The organism is Geodermatophilus ruber (assembly GCF_900114385.1).
GTDB classification, from domain to species: Bacteria; Actinomycetota; Actinomycetes; order Mycobacteriales; family Geodermatophilaceae; genus Geodermatophilus; species Geodermatophilus ruber.
Genome location: NZ_FOSW01000002.1, coordinates 458,823 through 478,259, shown reverse-complemented (window position 1 = coordinate 478,259; position 19,437 = coordinate 458,823). Strand labels below are relative to the sequence as shown.

The following is a 19,437-nucleotide window of genomic DNA, read 5'->3' as shown; positions in this document are numbered from 1 at the left end:
CGCACTCCTGCTTACCCCGTCCCGGGGCACGGTGAGCGACACTCCCGCTTACCCAGCCCGCGGTGCACCGACGCGAGGAATGCCGGCCCGATTCCCGGCCGCAGAGCGGTCCGGCCCGTGCGCGAGCGGTGTTCTGCGAACGCCCTTCGACGCCCGGTCGGGGTAGCCCTGGCTGGCGCCGTACGTGGCCGCGCCGGCTGCACGATCCGGTGAGGCGCAGCGGATGCGGGGTGGCGCGGGCCGGAGTCACCCCGTACCGGCCGGCGGTCAGTGGCCGGAGCTGCCGGGGCTGGAGTGCCACAGCTTGCGGGGCGGCCCGGCGGCGGCGCGTCGCGCCGCTCCCTGGGTGTCCTCGCCGGCGGGCTTGATGTCGGCGTACGGCGACATCCGGAACCCGGTCGGGTGGACCAGCACCGGCCGCACCATGACCGGTCGCGAGTTCCGCGAGGCGGCCGCCCCGGCGATCGCCTGCTCGGTGTACTGCCCGGGCGCGGCCATCAGCTCGGCGACCGCGCCGGTCCCGCCGGCCTCCCACGCCTCGTGCAGCGCCGGCAGCTCCCAGGCGCCGGTGGCTCGCAGGGACACCCCGCGGGGGCCGGTGCGGCGCAGCACCCCCCGGATGACCAGCAGCCACCCGTGGAACACCGTCGCGGCGTAGGGGCCCTGCGCGTCCTCGAAAAACGTCGCGTCGGCACAGCCGGTCCCGTCGTCGAGGGTCACGAAGACCACCCGGCGTCCCGAGCGGATCGGCGGGGTCTGGGTCGCCACCTTCACCCCGGCGACCAGCACCTCCGCGCCGCTGCGGCAGGTGAGCAGCTCCCCGGCCGGCACCGCGCCGATCGCGGCGAGGAAGGGCCGGTAGAAGTCGACGACGTGCCGGCTGGCGTCCAGACCGAGCACCTCCAGCTCGGCGCGGACCAGCTCGGCGTCGGTGAACTCCGGCAGGCCGCTGCCCTCGGCCCAGCCCGGCCCGGGCTCCTCCGCCTCCTCGCCGGCCGGCTCCAGCCCCATGAGGTCGAGGCTCAGCTGCCCCACCGAGCCGGCCTTCGCCCCGCTACGGCTCCACCGGTCCAGCTCCCCGATCTGCAGCAGCAGGTCCCGCCGGGTGACCTGCCGGCGGGTGCGGGTGGGCCGGCCGGCCTCGCGGTCGCGCACCCCGAAGCCGTAGAGGGAGTCGAACCCACCGGCCAGCACCAGCCGCTCCACCACCGGCCGGGACACCGCGGCCCGGTGCCAGAAGTCGGTCAGCGACCGGTAGGGCTGACCGGCGACGACGCGGGTCACCTCCTCCGCGGAGATGCCCTTCACGTCGGCCAGCGACAGCCGGATGCCGTAGCGGGTCGGGTCGGGCATCGCCGCCGGCATCCACTCCGGCCGCCGCCACGGTTCCTCCTCCATCTCCTCCCCCGGCCGGATCCGCTCCACGCGGTAGGTGCCGGCCGAGGCGTTGACGTCCAGGCCCAGCACCCGGACGCCGAAGTTGCGGGCGTCGTCGAGGATCAGCCGCTTCGGGTACATGCCCGGGTCGTGGGTGAGCACCCCGGCGAGGAAGGCCGCGGGATGGTGCGCCTTCAGCCACGCCGACTGGTAGGTGGGCAGGGCGAACGCCGCGGCGTGGGCCTTGCAGAAGCCGAACGAGCCGAAGGCGGCCAGCACCTCCCACACCCGCTCGGCCACCTCGACCGGGTAGCGCTCCAGGGCCCGGGACATGAACCAGGCGCGGACCTCCGGATGGGCGTCCCTCTCCCCCAGCGCCCGGCGCACCTCGTCGGCCTCGGCCAGGGTGACCTCGGCCATCTGCGCCACGATCTGCAGCACCTGCTCGTGGAAGACCACCACCCCGGCGGTCTCCTCGAGGGCGAAGGCGAGGTCGGGGTGCGGGTAGGTGACGTCCTCCCAGCCGTTCCTCGCCATGAGGAACGGCGTGACCATGTCGCTCTTCACCGGCCCGGGCCGGAACAGCGAGATGTCGATGATGATGTCCTCGAACGTTCCCGGCCCGAACTTGCCGACCAGCTCCCGCTGCCCCGGTGACTCGATCTGGAACATGCCGAGGGTGCGGGTGCTGCGGATCAGCTCGAACGTCGTCGGGTCATCGCGCGGGACGGCGTCGATGTCGACGGTCTTCCCGTCGACCCGGGCTACCTCGTCGAGGGCGTGCGCGATCGCCGACTGCATGCGGATGCCGAGCAGGTCGAGCTTGAGCAGCCCCAGTTCCTCCACGTCGTCCTTGTCGAACTGGCTCATCGGGTAGCCCAGGTAGCTGTTCTCCACCGGGGTGCGGTCGAGCAGCGTGGCGTCGGAGAGCAGCACCCCGCACGGGTGCAGGGCGATGTGCCGGGGCAGGCCGTCGAGCCGGGCGACCAGGTCGAAGAGCAGGTCGAGGTCGCCGGTGCCGCCGGCCCGGCGGGATCCGTACCGGCTGGCCCGCAGCTCGGGGAGGTCCTTGAGCGCGGCGTGCACCTGGTTGGCGCGGATGTGCGGGAAGGCCTTGGCCACGGCGTCGATCTCCGCCGGGGGCAGCCCGAGCGCGGCCCCGACGTCCCGGATGGCGTGCCGCACCCGGTAGGTGTCCATCATCGAGATGCAGCTGACCCGGTGGGCGCCGAAGCGGTCGAGGACCGCGTCGTAGACCTCCATCCGGCGGGCGGACTCCACGTCGATGTCGATGTCGGGCAGCTGGTGGCGCAACGGGGAGAGGAAGCGCTCCATCAGCAGGCCGTAGCGCAGCGGGTCGACGTCGGAGATGCCCAGCAGGTAGGTGACCAGGCTGCCGGCACCGGAACCGCGGGCCGCCGCCCGAACCCTCAAGCTCTTGATGAGGTCGACCACGTCGGCCACGGTGAGGAAGTAGGACGGGTAGCCGAGGGAGTCGATGACCGCGAGCTCCTCGTCCAGCCGCACCCGGACCCGCTCGGTCAGGGGCATCCCCCGCCGGCCCAGCCCCACCTCACAGCGGGCGCGCAGCACCTGGGAGGGCCCCATCCCGCGCTCCGCGGGAGTGGTGACCACATCCAGCTCCGGATAGCGCACGGTGCCGATGCCGAGGTCGGCGCGGACGTCGACGGCGCACTGCTCGGCCAGCCGGGCGGTGCGCTCCAGCAGCCGCAGGGCCGCGTCCCGGTCGGGGCCGACGAGGTCCTCGGCGACCTCGGCCATCTCCTTGCCCGACTTCAGGTAGCCCTCGGCGGTGCGCCGGTCGACGTGCCGCAGGTCCAGCGGGACCAGCCGCCGGGCGGCGTCCAGGACGTCGGCGGTGGGGGCGTCGAGGGCGTCGACGTAGCGCACCGCGTTGGTCAGCACCGCCGGCACGCCCTGCGCGACGGCGAAACGCAGCAGCGCCTGCGCCCGGGAGCGGTCCCCCCGGCCGCGGTGGTGCACGACCTCGAGCACCAGCGAGCCGGGACCGAACACCGCGCGCCAGGCGGCCAGCCGGGCGGCGGCGACATCGGCTCGTCCGGCGGCCAGCGCCCGGCCGACCGGGGAGTCGGGCCCCAACAGCGCCACCAGCCCGGCCGCGTGTTCGGCGGCGGTGGCCAGCGAGCCCGCCGGCTCCCCGCGCGTGCCGCGCAGGTGGGTGGCGCTGGTCAGCCGGCACAGCGACCGCCAGCCGGCGCCGTTGCGGGCGAGGAAGGTGACCCGCGGCAGCCGCAGGTCGACGCCGGCGCCGCCCCGGGCCGGGACCCGGCGGCCGCCCCCGGGCCGGCGGGGCTGCGGGGGCGGCGCGTCCGGGCGGCGGGCGCGGGTCAGCTCCGGCGAGTGCCCGTTCCCGAGCACCGGCGCGAGGGCCGGGGGCGCCGTGCTGTCGACCGGGGGCACGACGGCCAGGTCCACCCCGAAGATCGGCCGGACGTCGGCCGCCCGGCAGGCGAGGGCGAACTTCACCGCGCCGTAGAGCCCGTCGCGGTCGGTCAGCGCCAGCGCCCGCATGCCGTGCTCGGCGGCCCGGCCGACGAGATCGGCCGGGTGGTTGGCCCCGTACTGCATGGAGTAACCCGAGGCGACGTGGAGGTGGACGAAAGGGTCGGCGCTCACCGCCGGTGCCGGGAGCCGCCGACCACCCGCGGGCGGGCGGCCCGGGGCGGCTCGGGGGGTGGCGGCGAGCTGGCCAGCGCGCTCTCGACGACGGTGAGGAAGGCGCCGACGTCGCGGACGAGGTCGTCGGCCTCCCGCACGGTGACCGCGTGGGAGAGGCCGGCCTCCGCGGCGGCCCGCTTGGCGGCACCGGCGGCGAAGAAGGTGGCCCACTCCCCCAGCTCCGGCGCGACCTGGCCGAGCAGCACCCAGGCGCTGCGCGGGCGGCGACGGCCGGACTCCGGTCGGGTGCGGGCGGCCAGCACCGCCGCGGCCGCGCGCAGGGCACCCAGGTGCGCGGTGGCGTAGCGCTGCCGCGGGTCGGTGCTCGCCCCGGCCTCGCTCAGCGCCCGGTAGGCCTGGTCGAGCAGCCCCGCGGCTGCCGCCGGCAGCGGCGGGGGCAGGGGTAGCTGATCGGCCATGACGCGGACGGCGCCCATCAGTCGTGCACCCGCACGAGCGCCCACCGGTTCTCCGACGAGCTCCAGCTCAGGTCGAACACCCCCGCGAAGCTCATCCGCGACCGCCCGGCCCGGACCGCCTCGACCCGCCACACCTCCCGGTTCGCGACCAGCTCGGCGGAGGCCCCGCCGACGGCTTCCGCCCCACGCTGCCACCAGGGAGCGGTCTCCACCCAGGAGTCGAGGAGCTCCCCGACGACGTACCGCGACTGCCCGCGCCAGAACTGCACCGGGCCGAGCGGGCCGCGCTCGACCTGCACCTCTTCGCCGACCCCACCCAGCACCCGGCTCATGACAGACTCCCCACCGCTCCGCGCCGCCCCGATCGGCCCCGACCCGTCGCACCGGGCGGGGAAGGACCCGGGAGCGACGGGAGACCGACATAGCTCGAACACATGTTCGAACGATGTCGAGTAGACCCGACCCTGCCGCCGACGTCAAGCGGGGCGCACAGGGGCCGTGGACGGCGCGCGAGGCGCAGCGTGCCGCCCGAGCCGATGGGAGGATCAGCCCATGAGCCGCGCCGACCATCCGCGGGTGGCCGCGATCACCCGTCTCCTCGCCGAGGCCGGTGCGGCCGGCGAGATCCGCGAGCTGCCCGACGACGCCCGCACTGCGGCGGCGGCCGCCGCGCAGCTCGGCGTCCCGGTCGGCGCCATCGCCAACAGCCTGCTGTTCGACGCGGGCGGTGCGCCGCTGCTGGTGCTCACCAGTGGCGCCCACCGGGTCGACGTCGACGCGGTCGCCGCGCTGCTCGGTGTCCCCTCCCTCGCGCCGGGCTCGCCCGAGTTCGTCCGCCGGCACACCGGCCAGCCGATCGGCGGGGTCGCACCGATCGGGCACCCGGAGCCGATAGGCACGCTGGTCGACGTGGAGCTCGCCCGGTACGCGCAGGTCTGGGCCGCCGCCGGGCACCCGCACGTCGTCTTCCCCACCAGCTACGACGAACTGCTGCGGCTCACCGACGGCACGGCCGCCGAGGTCGGCAGCGGCCCCTCCGTCCTGCCGGAGGCGGTGGCCCCGTGACAGGAACGACCCCCGCCGCGCGGGTCACCGAGCTGCCCACCGCGTGGCTGCGCGACCACATGCACGAGGCGCTGGCCATCTACGGGGCCGCGATGGGCTACTCGGCGTCGGTCGTCGCGGGCCGCTACGGCTACGCCGTCCAGCACACCGAGCGCCCCGGCTTCCGGGCGGTGGGGGCGTTCGTCCAGACCGCCGACGGCGAGCGGCTGGCCGGCTTCGGCTACGGCTACCTCATCGCCCCGGGCCAGTGGTGGCACGACCAGGTGCGAGCCGCCCTCGACCGGCGGACCGGGAAGAAGTGGCTGACCGGCGCCTTCGAGGTCTGCGAGCTGCACGTCCACCCCGACCACCAGAGCCGCGGCCTGGGCCGGCAGCTGCTGCACGCCCTGCTGGCCGGTCTCCCCTACCCGGCGGCACTGCTGTCCACCCCGGACAGCGACACCAAGGCGTTCCGGCTGTACCACGCCGACGGCTTCGTCGACCTGGTCCGCAACTACCACTTCCCCGGCGACGCGCGCCCCTTCGCCATCCTGGGCGCCCGCCTCCCCCTGGACCGGTCGGTCCTCCGCGCGGACCGCCGGTGACCCCAGCCGGTACCGCCGTCGACGCCGTCGTCATCGGCTCCGGGCACAACGGCCTGGTCGCCGCCTGCTACCTGGCCCGCGCGGGGCTCTCGGTGGAGGTCGTGGAGGCCGACGGGGTGCTGGGCGGGGCGGTCTCCACCGTGGAGCGCTGGCCCGGCGTCCGGGTCGACCGCGGGTCGAGCGCGCACGTGATCATCCGGCACAGCGGCATCGTCGAGGAGCTCGCGCTCGCCGAGCACGGCCTGCGGTACCTCGACTGCGACCCGTGGGGCTTCGCCCCCGCCCCCGCGCCGGGCGATCCCGGCCCGGACGGGCAGCCGCTGGTCTTCTCCGTCGACCTCGACGCCACCTGCGCGTCGATCGCCGCCGCCTGCGGCCCCGGGGACGCCGCCGCCTACCGGGAGTTCGTCGCGGTCTGGGGGCCGCGCAGCCGGGCGGTGGTCGCCGCCTTCCGCGACCGGCCCGGCCCCGCGCAGCTGCTCCGCTCGTTCTGGCCGCTCGGCGCCCCCGCCGGCGGGCGGCCGCGCACCCCCGGCGGCGACCTCGCCGTCGACTTCCTCGGCTCCGGCGACGCGCTGCTGGACCGCTGGTTCACCAGCGAGCGACTCAAGGCCGCGCTGGCCTGGTTCGGCGCGCAGTCCGGCCCGCCGATGTCCGAGCCGGGTACCGCGGCCATGGTCGGCTGGGTGGCGCTGCTGCACGACGTCCCGCCCGGTCACCCGGTCGGCGGCTCGGGCGGGCTCACCGAGGCCCTGCGCCGGCGGCTGGAGTCCGACGGCGGGCGGGTCACCCTCGGTGACGGCGCGGCTCGGCTGCTGGTCGACGACGGCCGGGTGACCGGCGTCGAGACGATGTCCGGACGGCGGATCTGCGCCCCCGTCGTCGTCGCCGCCTGCCACGTGCTGGCCACCCGCGACCTGGCCGGCGAGCACGCCCCGCCCGCGCTGGCCGGGGCGGCACCGCCGCTGGGCAACGGCTTCGGCCTGGTCGTGCGGGCGCTCACCGACGCGCTGCCGGCCTATCCGGGGGTCGCCCCCGCCCAGGCGCTGCGGGGCCTGCAGCTGCTGTGCACCGACCGGGCGCAACTCGCCGCCGCGCACGGCGACTGGCGGGCCGGCCGGCTGCCGCGCACCCCGGTGCCGCTGGCGATGTCCTTCTCCGCCGACGACGACACCCTCGCCCCGCCCGGGCAGCACGTGGTCACCGTCTGGGGGCAGTGGTACCCGTACGCCCTGGCCGACGGCGCTGACTGGGACGCGCTCGCCGGGTCCGAGGCGGCCCGGCTGATCGCGGCCGTCGACGGCTTCGCCCCGGGGTTCGCCGGCTCGGTGCAGCGGCTGTACGTGCAGACGCCGCTGCGGCTGGAGCAGGAACTGTCGCTGCTGCGTGGCAACGTCATGCACGTGGAGATGGGGCTGGCCAGCATGTTCGGCTTCCGGCCGACCCCCGCCCTCTCCGGGCACCGCGTCCCCGGGCTGCCCGGCCTCTACCTCGCCGGCGCCTCCACCCACCCCGGTGGCGGGGTGTCGGGCAACTCCGGGCGGACGGCGGCCCGCGTCGTCCTCGCCGACCGCGGCCTGCCCGCGCGCACCCGGGCGGCCGCCGGCCGGCTGGTCGGGCGGCTGCGGGGGTCACGGTGACCGGCCTCGCCGCCCCGCGGCCGCGGGTCCGGGCCGCGGCGCTGCCCTGGCCGCTGGCCGCGCTGCTCGTCCTCACCGCGATCGCCTACCCGCTCACCGACGGCCCGGCCCGCACCACGGTGAGCTGGGCCATCGTGCTGGTGGGCGCCACGCTGTCCGTGGTGCACGCCGGCACGAGCCGGACGCCGCGCACCGGGCTCGCCGTGCTCGCGCTCGTCGCGGCCACCGCGGTCGGCTTCGAGGCGCTGGGCCTGGCGACCGGCTTCCCCTACGGCACCTACACCTACAGCGACGACCTCGGCCCGACGCTGCTCGGCGTGCCGTTCCTCGTGCCGCTGGCCTGGCTGATGATGGCCTGGCCGAGCTGGCTGCTCGCCCGCCGGCTCACCCGCGACGTCCGGCCCGGGCCCCGCCGGGCGGCCCGCGTCGGCACCGCGGCCGCCGTCTTCGCCGGCTGGGACGTCGTCCTGGACCCGCAGATGGTGCAGGCCGGCTTCTGGACCTGGGCGCACCCGCGGCCCTCGCTACCCGGCATCGACACCGTGCCGCTGACCAACCTGGCCGGCTGGCTGCTCGCCGGCGCGGTGCTGATGACCCTGCTCGACCTGCTCGTCGAACGCACCACCCCCGGTGCCCCCCGGGCCGGCGACGGGCCGGCGCTGCTGGCCCTGGGCTGGATGACCCTCGGTGGCGCGCTGGCGCACGCCGGCTGGCTGGAGCTGCCCGGCTCGGCCGCCTGGGGCGTGGTCATCGCCGTCCCGGTGCTCGTGGCGCTGGCCGTGCAGGCGAGCGGCCGCGGCTCGGGCCGGTGACCGGCCGGGTGCTGCGCCTGCTCTCCGGCGCGGCGGTCGGCGGGGCGCTGCACGCCGTGGCGAACCTCGCGCTGCTCCGCCGCCCGCCGGTCCCGCCCCCGGCGGTGCGCCGGCCGGTGACCGTCGTCCTGCCGGTGCGCGACGAGGAGGAGCACGTCGGCGCCTGCCTGGCCGCGATCCTGGCCACGCAGGGCGTGCCCGAGCTGCGGGTGGTGGTGGTCGACGACGGGTCCACCGACGCCACCGCGGCGGTCGTCCGCGCGGTGCCCGATCCCCGGGTGCGGCTGGTCGCCGCCGGGGAGCCGCCGCCGGGCTGGCTGGGCAAGCCGCACGCCTGCGCGGCCGGCGCGGCCGCCGCGGCCGGGGACGACGGCGTGCTGGTGTTCGTCGACGCCGACGTGCGGCTCTTCCCCGACGCGATCGCCGGCGCCGTCGCCGTGCTGGACGCCCACCGGCTGGACCTCGTCTCTCCCTGGCCGCGCCCGCTGGCCGCCGGCCTCGCCGAGCGGCTCGTGCAGCCGCTGGCGCCGTGGCTGTGGGCCACCACGCTGCCGCTGCGGCTGGCCGAGCGCTCCGCCCGCCCGGCGCTGACCGCGGCGAACGGCCAGTTCCTGGTCCTCACCCGCGCGGCGTACCAGCGGGCGGGCGGCCACGGCGCGGTGCGCGGCGAGGTCATCGAGGACGTCGCCCTCGCGCGGGCGGTGAAGCGGGCCGGCGGGCGGGCGGTGCCGGTGGACGGCTCCCGGCTCGCGGCCTGCCGGATGTACCAGGGCTGGCCGGCGCTGCGGGACGGCTACACCAAGTCCCTGTGGGCCGCGGTCGGCGGATCGCCGGCGGCGAGCCTCGCCGCGGCCGCCGGACTGACCGCGGTGTGGGTGCTGCCGGCGCTGGCCGCGCTCCGCGGCTCGCGCACCGGGCTGGCCGGCTACGCCGCCGGGGTGGCCGGCCGGGCGGTGTCGGCGGCGGCCACCGGCAGCCGGGTGTGGCCGGACGCGCTCGCCCACCCGGTGTCGGTGCTGCTGTTCGACGCCCTGCTGGCCCGGTCGGTGCTGGCCCGGCGCCGGGGCACGCTGTCCTGGCGCGGCCGCCCGGTCGGCGCGCCGCCCGGGCGACGCGAGACGATGCCGGGGTGACCAGCCTGGATGCGCGCGTGCGGTTCGACCCGACGACCATGGAGAGCGGCGCCTTCTACCGCGTGCTCAACTCGGTGGTGGTACCCCGGCCGATCGCCTGGGTGTGCAGCCGGTCGGCCGACGGCGTGGTCAACCTGGCGCCGCACTCCTTCTACACGGTCGCCTGCGTGTCCCCGCCGGTCGTGCAGTTCACCTCGGTCGGCCGCAAGGACTCACTGCGCAACGTGGAGGCCACCGGCGAGTTCACGATCAGCCTGACCCCGGAGGCGCTGTTCGAGCAGGTCAACGCGACCGGCACGGACTTCCCGCCCGGGATCAGCGAGGCCGAGGAGTGCGGCGTCCAGCTGGCGCCGAGCGAGCGGGTCGGCGTCCCCCGGGTGGCGGAGTCCCCCGTGGCGGTGGAGTGCACGCTGCACTCCACGCTGCGGCTGGGCGACAGCACGGTCGTCTTCGGCCGGGTGGAGCTCATCACCGTGGCAGAGGGCGCGGTGCGCGACGGCCGGCCGCGGATCGAGGCGCTGCGCCCGCTGGCCCGCCTCGGCGGCAACGAGTGGTCGACGATCGGTGAGATCAAGGAGATCCGGCGGATCGCCTACCAGCGCTGGTCGGAGGATCCGTCGATCGGCGAGCAGGTCCGCGGCGAGCAGTGACCGGGCTCAGCAAGGCCGCGGGGTTCCCGGCGGGGACACGGGGTCATCGCGTCACAGCAGGTGCACGGCGACCTCGTCGGCGGCGTCGGCCCCGAAGGCGTCCGCGAAACGCTCGAGGAACGGCTGCCGGCGCAGCTCGTACTCCTGGGTACCGATCACCTCGACCGCCTCGGTGGCCACCGCCGACCCGAGCTGGGTTGCCCGCTCCAGTCCCAGACCCCACATCCGGCCGGCGATGAACCCGGCGCGCAGCGCGTCCCCACCCCCGGTCGGCTCCACCGGCCTGGTCTCCGGGACGGCGATCACCGAGATCGGCTCGGCGTCGGCCTGCCGCACCAGGACGCCGTCGGCCGCGCGCGTGGTCACCCAGGTCCCGACCCGGGCGAGCACCTCCGCGTCGGTCCACCCGGTCTTCTGCAGCAGCAGCGCCGCCTCGTACTCGTTGGTGAACAGCAGGTCCGCACCGTCGACCAGCTCGCGGATCATCTCGCCGTCGGCCCAGGCCAGCTGCTGGCTCGGGTCGGCGGCGAAGGCGTAGCCGCGGTCCCGGCACTCCTGGGTGTGCCGCACCATCGCCGTCGGGTCGTTGGGGCCGATGACCACCAGGTCCAGCGGGCCGACCCGGGCGGCGACCGGCGCCAGCTCGATCGACGAGGCCTCGGCCATGGCGCCCGAGTAGAAGGACGCGATCTGGTTGTTGACGGCGTCGGTGGTGCAGACGAACCGGGCCGTGTGCTTGAGCTCCGACCAGTGCACGCTGGCGGTGTCCACGCCGTGCCGGGTGAGCCAGGCGTCGTAGTCGGCGAAGTCGCTGCCCACCGCGCCGACCAGCACCGGCGAGAGGCCCAGCAGGCCCAGCCCGTAGGCCATGTTCGCCCCGGCGCCGCCGCGGTGCTGCACCAGGTCGTCGACGAGGAAGGACAGCGAGACGTTCTCCAGCTGGCCCTCGACGAACTGCTCGGTGAACTTCCCGGGGAAGGTCATCAGGTGGTCGGTGGCGATGGAGCCGGTGACGGCGACGGGCACGGAGCGCTCCTCGGGCGGCGCACGCGGACGTCCCGCGCGGATCAGGGCTGAGCACCGCACACCTTAGGAGCCCGGCCGCGACACCGCCGTCCGGGAGTCAGCCGGCCAGCGCCCGGCGCAGCGCGAAGCCCAGCTGGGCGACCCCGACGACCCCGAGCGCGCAGCCGACCGCCGCGCCGCTGGTGACCACCGGCGCGGCCGCGCCCCACCCGGAGATCACTCCGGCGCCGAGGAGCGTGGCCCCAGTCATGATCACCCGGGTCGGCCGCTCCCAGACCGAGAGGATCCCGGTCTCCCCCACCCCGGCCTGCCCGGCGCGGGCCCGCAGGTAGTCGGGCAGCCAGCACAGCGCCCCGAACGCCGCGGCCAGCCAGCCGGGCGCGCCGGCACCCCACAGGGCTGCGGCGTAGGCGGCCTCGGTCACCCGATCCACCGCGCTGTCGAGCACGAAGCCGCGGCGGGACGCCCGGCCGGTGGCGATGGCCAGCGCGCCGTCGAGGGAGTCCAGCAGGCCCGACCCTCCGACGAGCACCCCGGCGAGCAGCAGCCACGCCCCACCCGCCCATGCGGGGACGACGGCGGCCGCGGCCACCGCCAGACCGGACGCGGTCGCCGCGAGCGGGGGCAGGAAGGCCAGGGAGCGGGCCAGGGAGTAGGAGGCCGACAGCCAGCCGCGCACCAGCCGGTTGCCCTCCGGATCGGTGCCGCCGTGCCAGGACGACCACGCGCGGAGGTACTCCTCGCGGCTCAGCACGGCATTCCCTCCACGGCTGCAGTCCACCAGGCGGCACCGTCCGGGGCGCGGGCGGGCACAGTGGCGGCGTGTCCGCTCCCCGCCCCGCCGGCCGCCGCCTCGTCCTCGGCCTGCTGGCCGTCCTCGTCGTCGCGGTCCTGGCCGGGGGTGCGGTCCTGCTGGCCGGCCGGGCCGGTGACCCAGAGGCGGTTCCCGAGGCGGAGCCGGGGCCGGTGCTGCTGGTGCCCGGCTACGGCGGGTCGACCGCCTCGCTGCAGCCGCTCGCCGACCGCCTCACCGCCGAGGGCCGCGACGCGACGGTGGTGGCCGTGCCCGGCGACGGCACCGGCGACCTCCTCGCCTCCGCCGGGGCGCTGGGCGAGGCGGTCGACGCCGCACTCCAGCGGAGCGGCGCCGAGAGCGTCGACGTCGTCGGCTACTCGGCGGGCGGGTTGATCGCGCGGCTGTGGGTGGCCGACGGCGGCGCCGACGTCGCCCGCCGGGTCCTCACCCTGGGCTCGCCGCACCACGGCACCACGGTCGCCGACCTCGCGCGCACCCTGGCCCCCGCCCGCTGCCCGATCGGCTGCCAGCAGATGACCACCGACAGCGAGCTGGTCATCGGCCTCAATGCCGGCGACGAGACGCCCGAGGGGCCGGACTGGGTGTCGATCTGGACGACGCAGGACGCGACGGTCACCCCGCCGGACTCCGCACGCCTCGACGGGGCGCTGAACCTGCCGGTGCAGTCGGTCTGCGCCGACGCCCGGCCCGCCCACGAGGAGCTGCCGGCCGACCCGCTGGTGCTGGCGATGGTCGTGGAGCTGCTGGCGGCCGGTGGTCCAGCCGAGCTGGGGCCGGACGACTGCACGCGGCTGGGCGGATAGCGGGTCGCCCGCCCGCGCATGACCCGGCCGGCCGGACGGGTAGGCGCTCGACCATGGCTCCTCCGATCAGCGACGCGGCCGTGATCGACGTCCTCCGCCGGGTCGACCGGCTGACCGCCCCGCTGGGGCGGCGGCTGGGCCGCTCACCGGCGCTCTCCCAGGCCGAGCGTGACCGGTGGTGGGCCGAGCAGGTGCCCCGCATCGCCGCCGGGGTGAGCGCCGCGCCGCGGTTCGCCGGCAAGCTCGCCGACCTGCTGCCGCTGCAGAACACCGTCGGGGCCGCGGTGCAGGTCCTCGTGATCGGTGGCGTCGCCTCCGAACACGGCGTGGCCGACCCCGCCGCGCGGGTGTCGCTACTGGCCCGGGTGCTGCTCGACCGCAACCTGACCGCCGCGCACGTCGAGCCGCTGCTGCAGCACGCGAGGGGCACCTACCGGGAGGAGGCCTTCGGCCCCCGGGAGTCCCGCGCGGGTCTCGGCGGCAACCTCCGCACGCTGTGGCGGGTCGCCCGGCTGCTGAGCCGCATCGACGAGGCGCTGGACGGCCGCCCCAAGGGCAAGCTGCGCCACCGGTTCCTGGCCAGCCTGCCGGTGGTCGGTGTGTTCGGCGGCTACGCGTCCGAGCGGGAGGGCCTGCGCCGGGCGGCGGCCCGGACGGCCGCCCTGGCCGCGGAGGCTCAGGACGTCGGGGCCAGCGACGCCAGGCTGGCGTAGACCTCGCGGGTCGCCGTCGACCGGTTCATGGTGATGAAGTGGATACCCGGCACCCCCTCGGCGAGCAGGGTCCGGCACAGCTCGGTGGCCACCTCGACGCCGTAGGCGCGCACCGCGGCCTTGTCCTCCGGCCGGTCGCCGTCGAGCGCGGCGAACCGGGTGGCCAGCTCGGCCGGGAACGCCTGCCCGGACAGCTGCACGATGCGGGCGATCTGCCGGGCGTTGGTCACCGGCATGACCCCGGCGATGATCGGCACATCGCAGCCGGCGGCCGCCACCCGGTCGCGCAGCCGCAGGTAGTCCTCGGAGCGGAAGAACATCTGGGTGATCGCGAAGTCCGCACCCGCGCGGCACTTCTGGACGAACATCTCGACGTCGGTGTCGTAGTCCGGCGATCGCGGGTGCTTCTCGGGGAAGGCGGCGACGCCGACGCTGAAGTCGCCCATCGACCGGACCAGCTCGACCAGCTCGGCGGCGTAGCGCAGCCCCTGCGGGTGGGCCACCCACTCGGCCTGCGGGTCGGCGCCCGGCGGGTCCCCGCGCAGCGCGAGCAGGTTGCGCACCCCGGCGGCGGCCAGCCGGCTGACCACGTGCCGCAGCTCGGCCACGCTGTGGTCGACGGCGGTCAGGTGGGCCAGCGGCGTCATCGTCGTCTCGGTGGCGATCCGCTCGGTCACCGACACCGTGCCCTCGCGGGTCGAGCCGCCGGCGCCGTAGGTGACCGACACGAACGACGGGTGCAGCCGCTCCAGCTCGCGCAGCGCCGTCCACAGCCCTGCCGCGCCCTCCGGCGTGCGGGGCGGGAAGAACTCGAACGACCACGTCGGCCGCCCCCCGGCGAGCAGCTCGCGGACGGTGCGGGTCATGGGAGGGAAGGATACGGACGGAGATTTCTGCCGGGGCCGCATCCACCCGGCGCCCTCCGCGCGAAGCAGGACCAGCGAGAGCCGCTCGCGGAACGAGGAGGCTGGTCCGTTGACCCTGTGCCGGGACGTCGCGCCGGTGGAGTCGCCGCATCCGGCGCCGGGCGATACTTGGACGATGATCGCCGGGGCGCAGCAGCGCGAGTCCTCCGCCCTCCCGCTGGCCCCGTCGCCGGCCGCCGCCGAGCTCGACCGCGTCCGCAGCGCGGTCACCTGCGCGCTCACCGAGTTCCTCGACGACCAGCGCGAGACCCTCGCCGCCATGGATGACTCGCTGGTCCCCGTGGCCGACGAGGTGCGCGCGCTGGCCGACGGCGGTAAGCGGCTGCGCCCGCTGTTCGCCTACTGGGGCTGGCGCGGCGCTCGCCGGGAAGGCGCCGAGGACGATGCGGCCGTGCTGCGCGCCGTCGCCGCACTGGAGTTCGTGCACGCCAGCGCTCTGGTCCACGACGACGTGATGGACGGCGCGCTGACCCGCCGGGGCCGCCCGGCCACCCACGTCGGCTTCGCCGCGCAGCACGGGCACCACCGGCTCACCGGCGACGGCGCCTCCTTCGGCGTGGGTGCGGCGATCCTGGTCGGCGACCTGTCGCTGGTGTGGTCCGACGAGCTGCTCCGCCGCTCGGGCATCTCCCCCGCGGCCCTCACCCGTGCCCGCGAGGTGTGGGACACGATGCGCACCGAGGTGACCGCCGGCCAGTACCTGGACCTGCTGCGTGCCGCCGGCGGGCTGCCCGGCGCCCAGGGCGCGCTGACCGTCGCCCGCTACAAGAGCGCCGGCTACACGGTGCAGCGGCCGCTGCAGCTCGGCGCCGCCATCGCCGGCGCCGGGGCGCAGGTCACCGACGCCTACTCGGCGATCGGCCTCCCCCTCGGCGAGGCGTTCCAGCTGCGCGACGACGTCCTGGGGGTGTTCGGCGACCCGGCGGTGACCGGGAAGTCGGCCGACGACGACCTCCGCGAGGGCAAGCAGACCCTGCTCATCGCGCTGGCCGAGGAGGCCGCCGACGCCGGCGGGCGGCGCCTGCTGGCGAGGATGCTGGGCAACCCCGACGCCGGGCCGGCGGACTTCGACGCCCTGCGCCGCCTCATCGAGTCCACCGGCGCCCGCGCCATGGTGGAGCAGCGGATCGCCCAGCGCACCGAGCTGGCCCGCACCGCCATCGCCGAGGCCCCCGTGGCCGAGGACGCGCGCGCCGCGCTCGACGCGCTGGCGGTCGCCGCGACCACCCGCACCGCCTGATGGTCCGCACCGTCCCCGGCCGCACCGACCGCGTGGTGGTCGTCGGCGCCGGGCTCGCCGGGCTGTCCGCGGCGCTGCGGCTGCGCGGCGCGGGCCGCGAGGTCACCGTCGTCGAGCGCGGCCCCGGCCCCGGCGGCCGCGCCGGCCGGATCGAGGAACGCGGCTACGCCCTCGACACCGGCCCGTCGGTCTTCACCGCGCCGGAGCTGATCGCCGACACCCTCGCCGCGGTCGGCGAGAAGCTCGAGGACCGGCTGACCCTCGTGCCGCTGGAGATCACCTACCGGGCCCAGTTCGCCGACGGCTCGCACCTGGACGTGCACGCCGACGTCGAGGCGTTCGCCGCCGAGGTGGCGGCGCTGTGCGGCCCGACGGAGGCCACCGCTCTGCGCCGCTACCTCGCGGGCCTCGCCGACCTCTACCGGCTCCAGCTGGACGCGTTCATCGACCGCAACCTCGACGGCCCGCTGGACCTGCTCGGGCCCGAGCTGGTCGCCCTCATCCGCCGCGGCGGGTTCGGCCGGCTGTCCCGGCACGTCGCGCGGGCCTTCACCGACGACCGGCTGCGCCGGCTGTTCAGCTTCCAGGCCCTCTACGCCGGGGTCAGCCCGCAGCGGGCGATCGCCGCCTACGCGGTGATCGCCCAGCTCGACATCGGTGCCGGCGTCTGGCACCCGATGGGTGGCATCGCCGCGGTGCCCACCGCCCTGGCCGCCGCGGCGGCCGACGCGGGGGTGGCCGTCCGCTACGGCACGGCGGTCCGGGAGCTCCAGCTCGCAGGTTCGCGGGTCACCGGCGTGCTGCTCGACGACGGCCAGCGGCTGCCCGCGGACGCCGTCGTCGTGACCGCCGACGCGCCGCACAGGCTCGTGCCGGGGCTGCGCGGGCCGCGCCGTCCGGTCTACTCACCGTCCTGCGTGGCCCTGCACGTCGGCGTGCGGGCCGAGCTGCCCGGGCAGGCGCACCACACCATCAGCTTCGGCGCCGCCTGGGACGAGGTGTTCCGGGAGCTGACCCGGGACGGGCGGCTGCTCGGCGGGGGTCCCGGGGCTCGGCGGGGAAGGATCATGAGCGACCCGAGCCTGCTGGTCAGCATGCCCTCGCGCACCGACCGCGGCCTGGCGCCCGAGGGCGGGCAGGTGCTCAGCATCGTGGCCCCCACGCCGAACCTGGACCCCCGCAGCGGCGGAAACCCCGACCTGGACTGGGGGGCGCTCGGCCCCCGGTACCGCGACGAGGTGCTGGCCACTCTCGAGGCCCGCGGCTGGACCGGGCTGACCGGCGCGATCGAGGTGGAGCACCTGGACACCCCGCTGACCTGGGCGGCGCAGGGCATGGCCGCCGGCACGCCGTTCGCGCTGGCGCACACCTTCGGCCAGACCGGCCCGTTCCGACCGCCGACGCTCCCCCGCCGCGGCCCGGAGAACGTCGTCCTCGCCGGCTCGTCGGTCCAGCCCGGCGTCGGCGTGCCGATGGTCGTCATCAGCGGCCGGCTGGCCGCCGAGCGGATCACCGGCCCGTGACCCTCCTCGAGCCCCCGCCCACGCAGGCCGAGCGGCAGGCCCGGCTGGACGCCGCCTACCGGCACTGCGCCGCGATCGCCGCCCGGCACGGGAAGAGCTACCACCTGGCCACCCGGTTGCTCACCCCCGACCGGCGGCCGGCGGTCCACGCCCTCTACGCCGCCGCCCGCACCGCCGACGACCTCGTCGACGCCCCCGGCGCCGACCCGGCCGGCGACCTCGCCGACTGGTCGCGGGCCGTGCTGGCCGAACTGGAGGCCGGCTGGTCGGCCGACCCGGTGCGGCTGGCGCTGGTGCACACCTACCGCCGGTACGCCCTCCCGGTCGAGCACCTGGTGGACTTCCTCGCCGCGATGACCAGCGACCTCTCCGTGACCGGCTACGCCCACATGGACGCCCTCGACCGGTACATGTGGGGTTCGGCGTCGGTGATCGGGCTGCAGGTGCTGCCGGTGCTGGGCACCGCCCCGGGGGTGACCCGCGAGGAGGCCGCGCCGCACGCCATCGCGCTGGGCGAGGCGTTCCAGCTGACCAACTTCCTGCGCGACGTGGGCGAGGACGTCGACCGTGGCCGCGTCTACCTGCCCGCCGACCTGATGGCCGCGCACGGCGTGACCCGCGAGCAGCTGTCGGCGAAGCGGCACGACGCCCGGTTCGCGGCGCTGATGCGCGAGATGGTGGCGATCGTCCGCCGCCGCTACGACGACGCCGCCCCCGGCACGCCGCTGCTGGCCCGCGAGTCCCGCGACTGCGTGCGCGCGGCCACCGCCCTCTACGGCGGGATCCTCACCGAGATCGAGCGCGCGGACTACCGGGTGCTCGACCGCCGGGTGTCGGTGTCCCGGCCGCGCCGCCTGGCGGTGTTCGCCCGCCGGTTGACCGCCGCCCAGCTGGCCAGGGTCAGGGTGATCATGGCGAACCCGAACAGCAGGTCCTCCACCGGCGCGTAGACGATCCGCGGACCCCAGATCGCCCCCGGGTCGTAGGTGACCACCTCGAGCCCGGTGAGCACGCCGTTCATCAGCAGCTGGAACGTCACGATGATCGCGTAGGCCACCCAGAACACCGGCCGGGTGACCATCCGGGTGCGGTAGACGAACAGGTCGACCACGAGGACGGCGACGACCGAGGTGACCGCCAGGGCGCTGTAGCTCATGCCCGGTCGCCCAATGGCTCGGCCTCCTGTGCGGGATAGCCCGCGTCCCAGCCGGTCACCTTCCGCACCGCCTCCAGCGCGAGCACCGCGCAGAGCGGGACGACGAGGAAGAACAGCACCTCCTCGACCGGGATGCCGCCGGGCAGCCGGACGCCGAGGGTGTGCTCGCCGGAGTAGTCCCAGTGCCCCTGCGCGATCGCGTAGAGCACCCAGCAGACGAACACCACGAACTCCGGGGTGATCGCGACCAGCAGCCGCCGCCAGCGGGCGTAGACCCGGACCCGCAGCACCAGCTCCAGCGGCGCGGTGACGACCAGGCAGCCGGCCAGGAGCAGCAGGTACGTCAGGTGGCCCACGCGGGGCTCAGAAGGCCAGGGCCTGGGCCCGGCGGGTCACCTCGGTGTGCCGGTCGTCGCGCAGCGCCTGGACCGGCGTCCCGGGCAGCGACTCGTCGACGCGGAACAGCCACTCGAAGACCTCCTCGTCGCTGAACCCGCCGTCGCGCAGCACGGTGATCAGGCCGGGCAGGTGCTTGAGGACCTCGCCGTTCTGGAAGAAGTCGGCCGGGATCCTGCTGTTGCCGCTACCGGGCACCGCCAGCACCTTGCGCTCGCGCAGGAGCTGGCGGACCCGGTTGGGCGAGACCCCCAGGACTGCGGCGACCTCCGCGGGGGTGAGCGTCTCCATGGCACGCGAGCCTATGCGGCGGACACCGGAACACCCGCGCGGGAAGCTCCTCGCTACGATTCCGGTGGGGCCGTGACTGGCGCATCGAGGTGGACGAACCACCGGGGAGCGGCCCGCACCACCCCGCCGGGCGCCTGGGCACCTCCCCGTCGACACCCGCGCTGGA

General features: G+C 76.2%; 19 protein-coding genes, 1 pseudogene and 1 riboswitch. Of the genes and pseudogenes, 11 read left to right on the top strand and 9 right to left on the bottom strand.

The window, feature by feature from the left end:
- Positions 1-267: 267 nt before the first annotated feature.
- From BMZ50_RS04945 to BMZ50_RS04935, 3 genes are read right to left on the bottom strand one after another with little or no spacing between them, the layout of a single operon-like run.
- On the bottom strand, positions 268-4,035 hold the full coding sequence (locus tag BMZ50_RS04945) for a DNA polymerase III subunit alpha (protein ID WP_091321803.1): 3,768 nt from the start codon (positions 4,033-4,035) through the stop codon (positions 268-270).
- Complete coding sequence (locus BMZ50_RS04940; RefSeq protein WP_091321801.1) at positions 4,032-4,514, bottom strand: SAV_6107 family HEPN domain-containing protein; 483 nt, start codon at positions 4,512-4,514, stop codon at positions 4,032-4,034. Before BMZ50_RS04940 ends, BMZ50_RS04945 begins: the two co-directional genes overlap by 4 nt.
- A complete protein-coding gene (locus BMZ50_RS04935; RefSeq protein ID WP_091321799.1) occupies positions 4,514-4,828 on the bottom strand; it encodes a DUF6504 family protein in 315 nt (104 codons plus the stop codon). Before BMZ50_RS04935 ends, BMZ50_RS04940 begins: the two co-directional genes overlap by 1 nt.
- Positions 4,829-5,048: 220 nt before the next feature.
- Here BMZ50_RS04935 and BMZ50_RS04930 point away from each other — a divergent pair, with 220 nt between their 5' ends.
- The 6 genes from BMZ50_RS04930 to BMZ50_RS04905 are packed head-to-tail and all read left to right on the top strand — an operon-like array spanning position 5,049 to position 10,380.
- A complete protein-coding gene (locus BMZ50_RS04930) occupies positions 5,049-5,561 on the top strand; it encodes a YbaK/EbsC family protein (RefSeq protein ID WP_091321797.1) in 513 nt (170 codons plus the stop codon).
- Positions 5,558-6,145, top strand: a complete 588-nt coding sequence (locus BMZ50_RS04925) for a GNAT family N-acetyltransferase (protein WP_091321795.1) — start codon at positions 5,558-5,560, stop codon at positions 6,143-6,145. Before BMZ50_RS04930 ends, BMZ50_RS04925 begins: the two co-directional genes overlap by 4 nt.
- On the top strand, positions 6,142-7,785 hold the full coding sequence (locus BMZ50_RS04920) for a phytoene desaturase family protein (RefSeq protein ID WP_091321793.1): 1,644 nt from the start codon (positions 6,142-6,144) through the stop codon (positions 7,783-7,785). Before BMZ50_RS04925 ends, BMZ50_RS04920 begins: the two co-directional genes overlap by 4 nt.
- Complete coding sequence (locus tag BMZ50_RS04915) at positions 7,782-8,597, top strand: carotenoid biosynthesis protein (protein WP_091321791.1); 816 nt, start codon at positions 7,782-7,784, stop codon at positions 8,595-8,597. The genes BMZ50_RS04920 and BMZ50_RS04915 overlap by 4 nt, the downstream gene beginning before the upstream one ends.
- Complete coding sequence (locus BMZ50_RS04910) at positions 8,594-9,730, top strand: glycosyltransferase family 2 protein (RefSeq protein ID WP_091321789.1); 1,137 nt, start codon at positions 8,594-8,596, stop codon at positions 9,728-9,730. Before BMZ50_RS04915 ends, BMZ50_RS04910 begins: the two co-directional genes overlap by 4 nt.
- Positions 9,727-10,380 carry a flavin reductase family protein gene (locus tag BMZ50_RS04905; protein ID WP_245753353.1) on the top strand — a complete coding sequence of 218 codons (654 nt, stop codon included), beginning with the start codon at positions 9,727-9,729 and terminating at the stop codon, positions 10,378-10,380. The genes BMZ50_RS04910 and BMZ50_RS04905 overlap by 4 nt, the downstream gene beginning before the upstream one ends.
- Before the next feature lie 51 nt (positions 10,381-10,431).
- On the opposite strand, the gene BMZ50_RS04900 is transcribed toward BMZ50_RS04905, so the two are convergent.
- Positions 10,432-11,406 carry a carbohydrate kinase family protein gene (locus tag BMZ50_RS04900; RefSeq protein ID WP_091321788.1) on the bottom strand — a complete coding sequence of 325 codons (975 nt, stop codon included), beginning with the start codon at positions 11,404-11,406 and terminating at the stop codon, positions 10,432-10,434.
- A gap of 97 nt (positions 11,407-11,503) precedes the next feature.
- Entirely contained in the window at positions 11,504-12,160 is a 657-nt protein-coding gene (locus BMZ50_RS04895; protein WP_091321786.1) for a CDP-alcohol phosphatidyltransferase family protein, read from the bottom strand.
- A gap of 68 nt (positions 12,161-12,228) precedes the next feature.
- Here BMZ50_RS04895 and BMZ50_RS04890 point away from each other — a divergent pair, with 68 nt between their 5' ends.
- Positions 12,229-13,026 carry an esterase/lipase family protein gene (locus BMZ50_RS04890; RefSeq protein ID WP_091321783.1) on the top strand — a complete coding sequence of 266 codons (798 nt, stop codon included), beginning with the start codon at positions 12,229-12,231 and terminating at the stop codon, positions 13,024-13,026.
- 53 nt (positions 13,027-13,079) lie between these two features.
- The gene (locus BMZ50_RS04885; protein ID WP_091321781.1) at positions 13,080-13,739 is read left to right on the top strand and encodes a hypothetical protein; all 660 of its coding nucleotides are present in this window, start codon (positions 13,080-13,082) and stop codon (positions 13,737-13,739) included.
- Here the strand turns inward: BMZ50_RS04885 and metF are convergent.
- The gene (gene metF, locus BMZ50_RS04880) at positions 13,703-14,605 is read right to left on the bottom strand and encodes a methylenetetrahydrofolate reductase [NAD(P)H] (RefSeq protein WP_091321779.1); all 903 of its coding nucleotides are present in this window, start codon (positions 14,603-14,605) and stop codon (positions 13,703-13,705) included. The two genes, BMZ50_RS04885 and metF, sit on opposite strands and share 37 nt — an antisense overlap.
- Before the next feature lie 175 nt (positions 14,606-14,780).
- Here metF and BMZ50_RS04875 point away from each other — a divergent pair, with 175 nt between their 5' ends.
- From BMZ50_RS04875 to BMZ50_RS04865, 3 genes are read left to right on the top strand one after another with little or no spacing between them, the layout of a single operon-like run.
- Positions 14,781-15,905, top strand: a complete 1,125-nt coding sequence (locus tag BMZ50_RS04875) for a polyprenyl synthetase family protein (protein WP_091321776.1) — start codon at positions 14,781-14,783, stop codon at positions 15,903-15,905.
- The gene (crtI, locus tag BMZ50_RS04870) at positions 15,905-17,428 is read left to right on the top strand and encodes a phytoene desaturase family protein (RefSeq protein WP_091321775.1); all 1,524 of its coding nucleotides are present in this window, start codon (positions 15,905-15,907) and stop codon (positions 17,426-17,428) included. The genes BMZ50_RS04875 and crtI overlap by 1 nt, the downstream gene beginning before the upstream one ends.
- Positions 17,425-18,378, top strand: a complete 954-nt coding sequence (locus BMZ50_RS04865; RefSeq protein WP_218146097.1) for a phytoene/squalene synthase family protein — start codon at positions 17,425-17,427, stop codon at positions 18,376-18,378. Before crtI ends, BMZ50_RS04865 begins: the two co-directional genes overlap by 4 nt.
- On the opposite strand, the pseudogene BMZ50_RS24665 reads toward BMZ50_RS04865, so the two are convergent.
- The 3 genes and pseudogenes from BMZ50_RS24665 to BMZ50_RS04850 all read right to left on the bottom strand — a co-directional run.
- Positions 18,375-18,584 (bottom strand): annotated as a pseudogene (locus BMZ50_RS24665) (lycopene cyclase domain-containing protein); the annotation flags it as partial. The gene BMZ50_RS04865 and the pseudogene BMZ50_RS24665 overlap by 4 nt on opposite strands.
- Positions 18,581-18,940, bottom strand: a complete 360-nt coding sequence (locus BMZ50_RS04855) for a lycopene cyclase domain-containing protein (RefSeq protein WP_091321771.1) — start codon at positions 18,938-18,940, stop codon at positions 18,581-18,583. The pseudogene BMZ50_RS24665 and the gene BMZ50_RS04855, both read right to left, overlap by 4 nt.
- A gap of 7 nt (positions 18,941-18,947) precedes the next feature.
- Positions 18,948-19,271, bottom strand: coding sequence for an Rv2175c family DNA-binding protein (locus tag BMZ50_RS04850; RefSeq protein WP_091321769.1), 324 nt, complete (start codon positions 19,269-19,271; stop codon positions 18,948-18,950).
- A 62-nt stretch (positions 19,272-19,333) separates the two neighbouring features.
- Positions 19,334-19,418, top strand: a riboswitch (ZMP/ZTP riboswitch).
- Positions 19,419-19,437: the final 19 nt, after the last annotated feature.

Excerpts from the sequence above, each read along its gene's own strand:
- BMZ50_RS04940 (WP_091321801.1), bottom strand. The coding sequence starts at position 4,514 with ATGGGCGCCGTCCGCGTCATGGCCGATCAGCTACCCCTGCCCCCGCCG.
- BMZ50_RS04935 (WP_091321799.1), bottom strand. The coding sequence starts at position 4,828 with ATGAGCCGGGTGCTGGGTGGGGTCGGCGAAGAGGTGCAGGTCGAGCGC.
- BMZ50_RS04930 (WP_091321797.1), top strand. The coding sequence starts at position 5,049 with ATGAGCCGCGCCGACCATCCGCGGGTGGCCGCGATCACCCGTCTCCTC.
- BMZ50_RS04885 (WP_091321781.1), top strand. The coding sequence starts at position 13,080 with ATGGCTCCTCCGATCAGCGACGCGGCCGTGATCGACGTCCTCCGCCGG.
- metF (WP_091321779.1), bottom strand. The coding sequence starts at position 14,605 with ATGACCCGCACCGTCCGCGAGCTGCTCGCCGGGGGGCGGCCGACGTGG.
- BMZ50_RS04875 (WP_091321776.1), top strand. The coding sequence starts at position 14,781 with ATGATCGCCGGGGCGCAGCAGCGCGAGTCCTCCGCCCTCCCGCTGGCC.
- crtI (WP_091321775.1), top strand. The coding sequence starts at position 15,905 with ATGGTCCGCACCGTCCCCGGCCGCACCGACCGCGTGGTGGTCGTCGGC.
- BMZ50_RS04850 (WP_091321769.1), bottom strand. The coding sequence starts at position 19,271 with ATGGAGACGCTCACCCCCGCGGAGGTCGCCGCAGTCCTGGGGGTCTCG.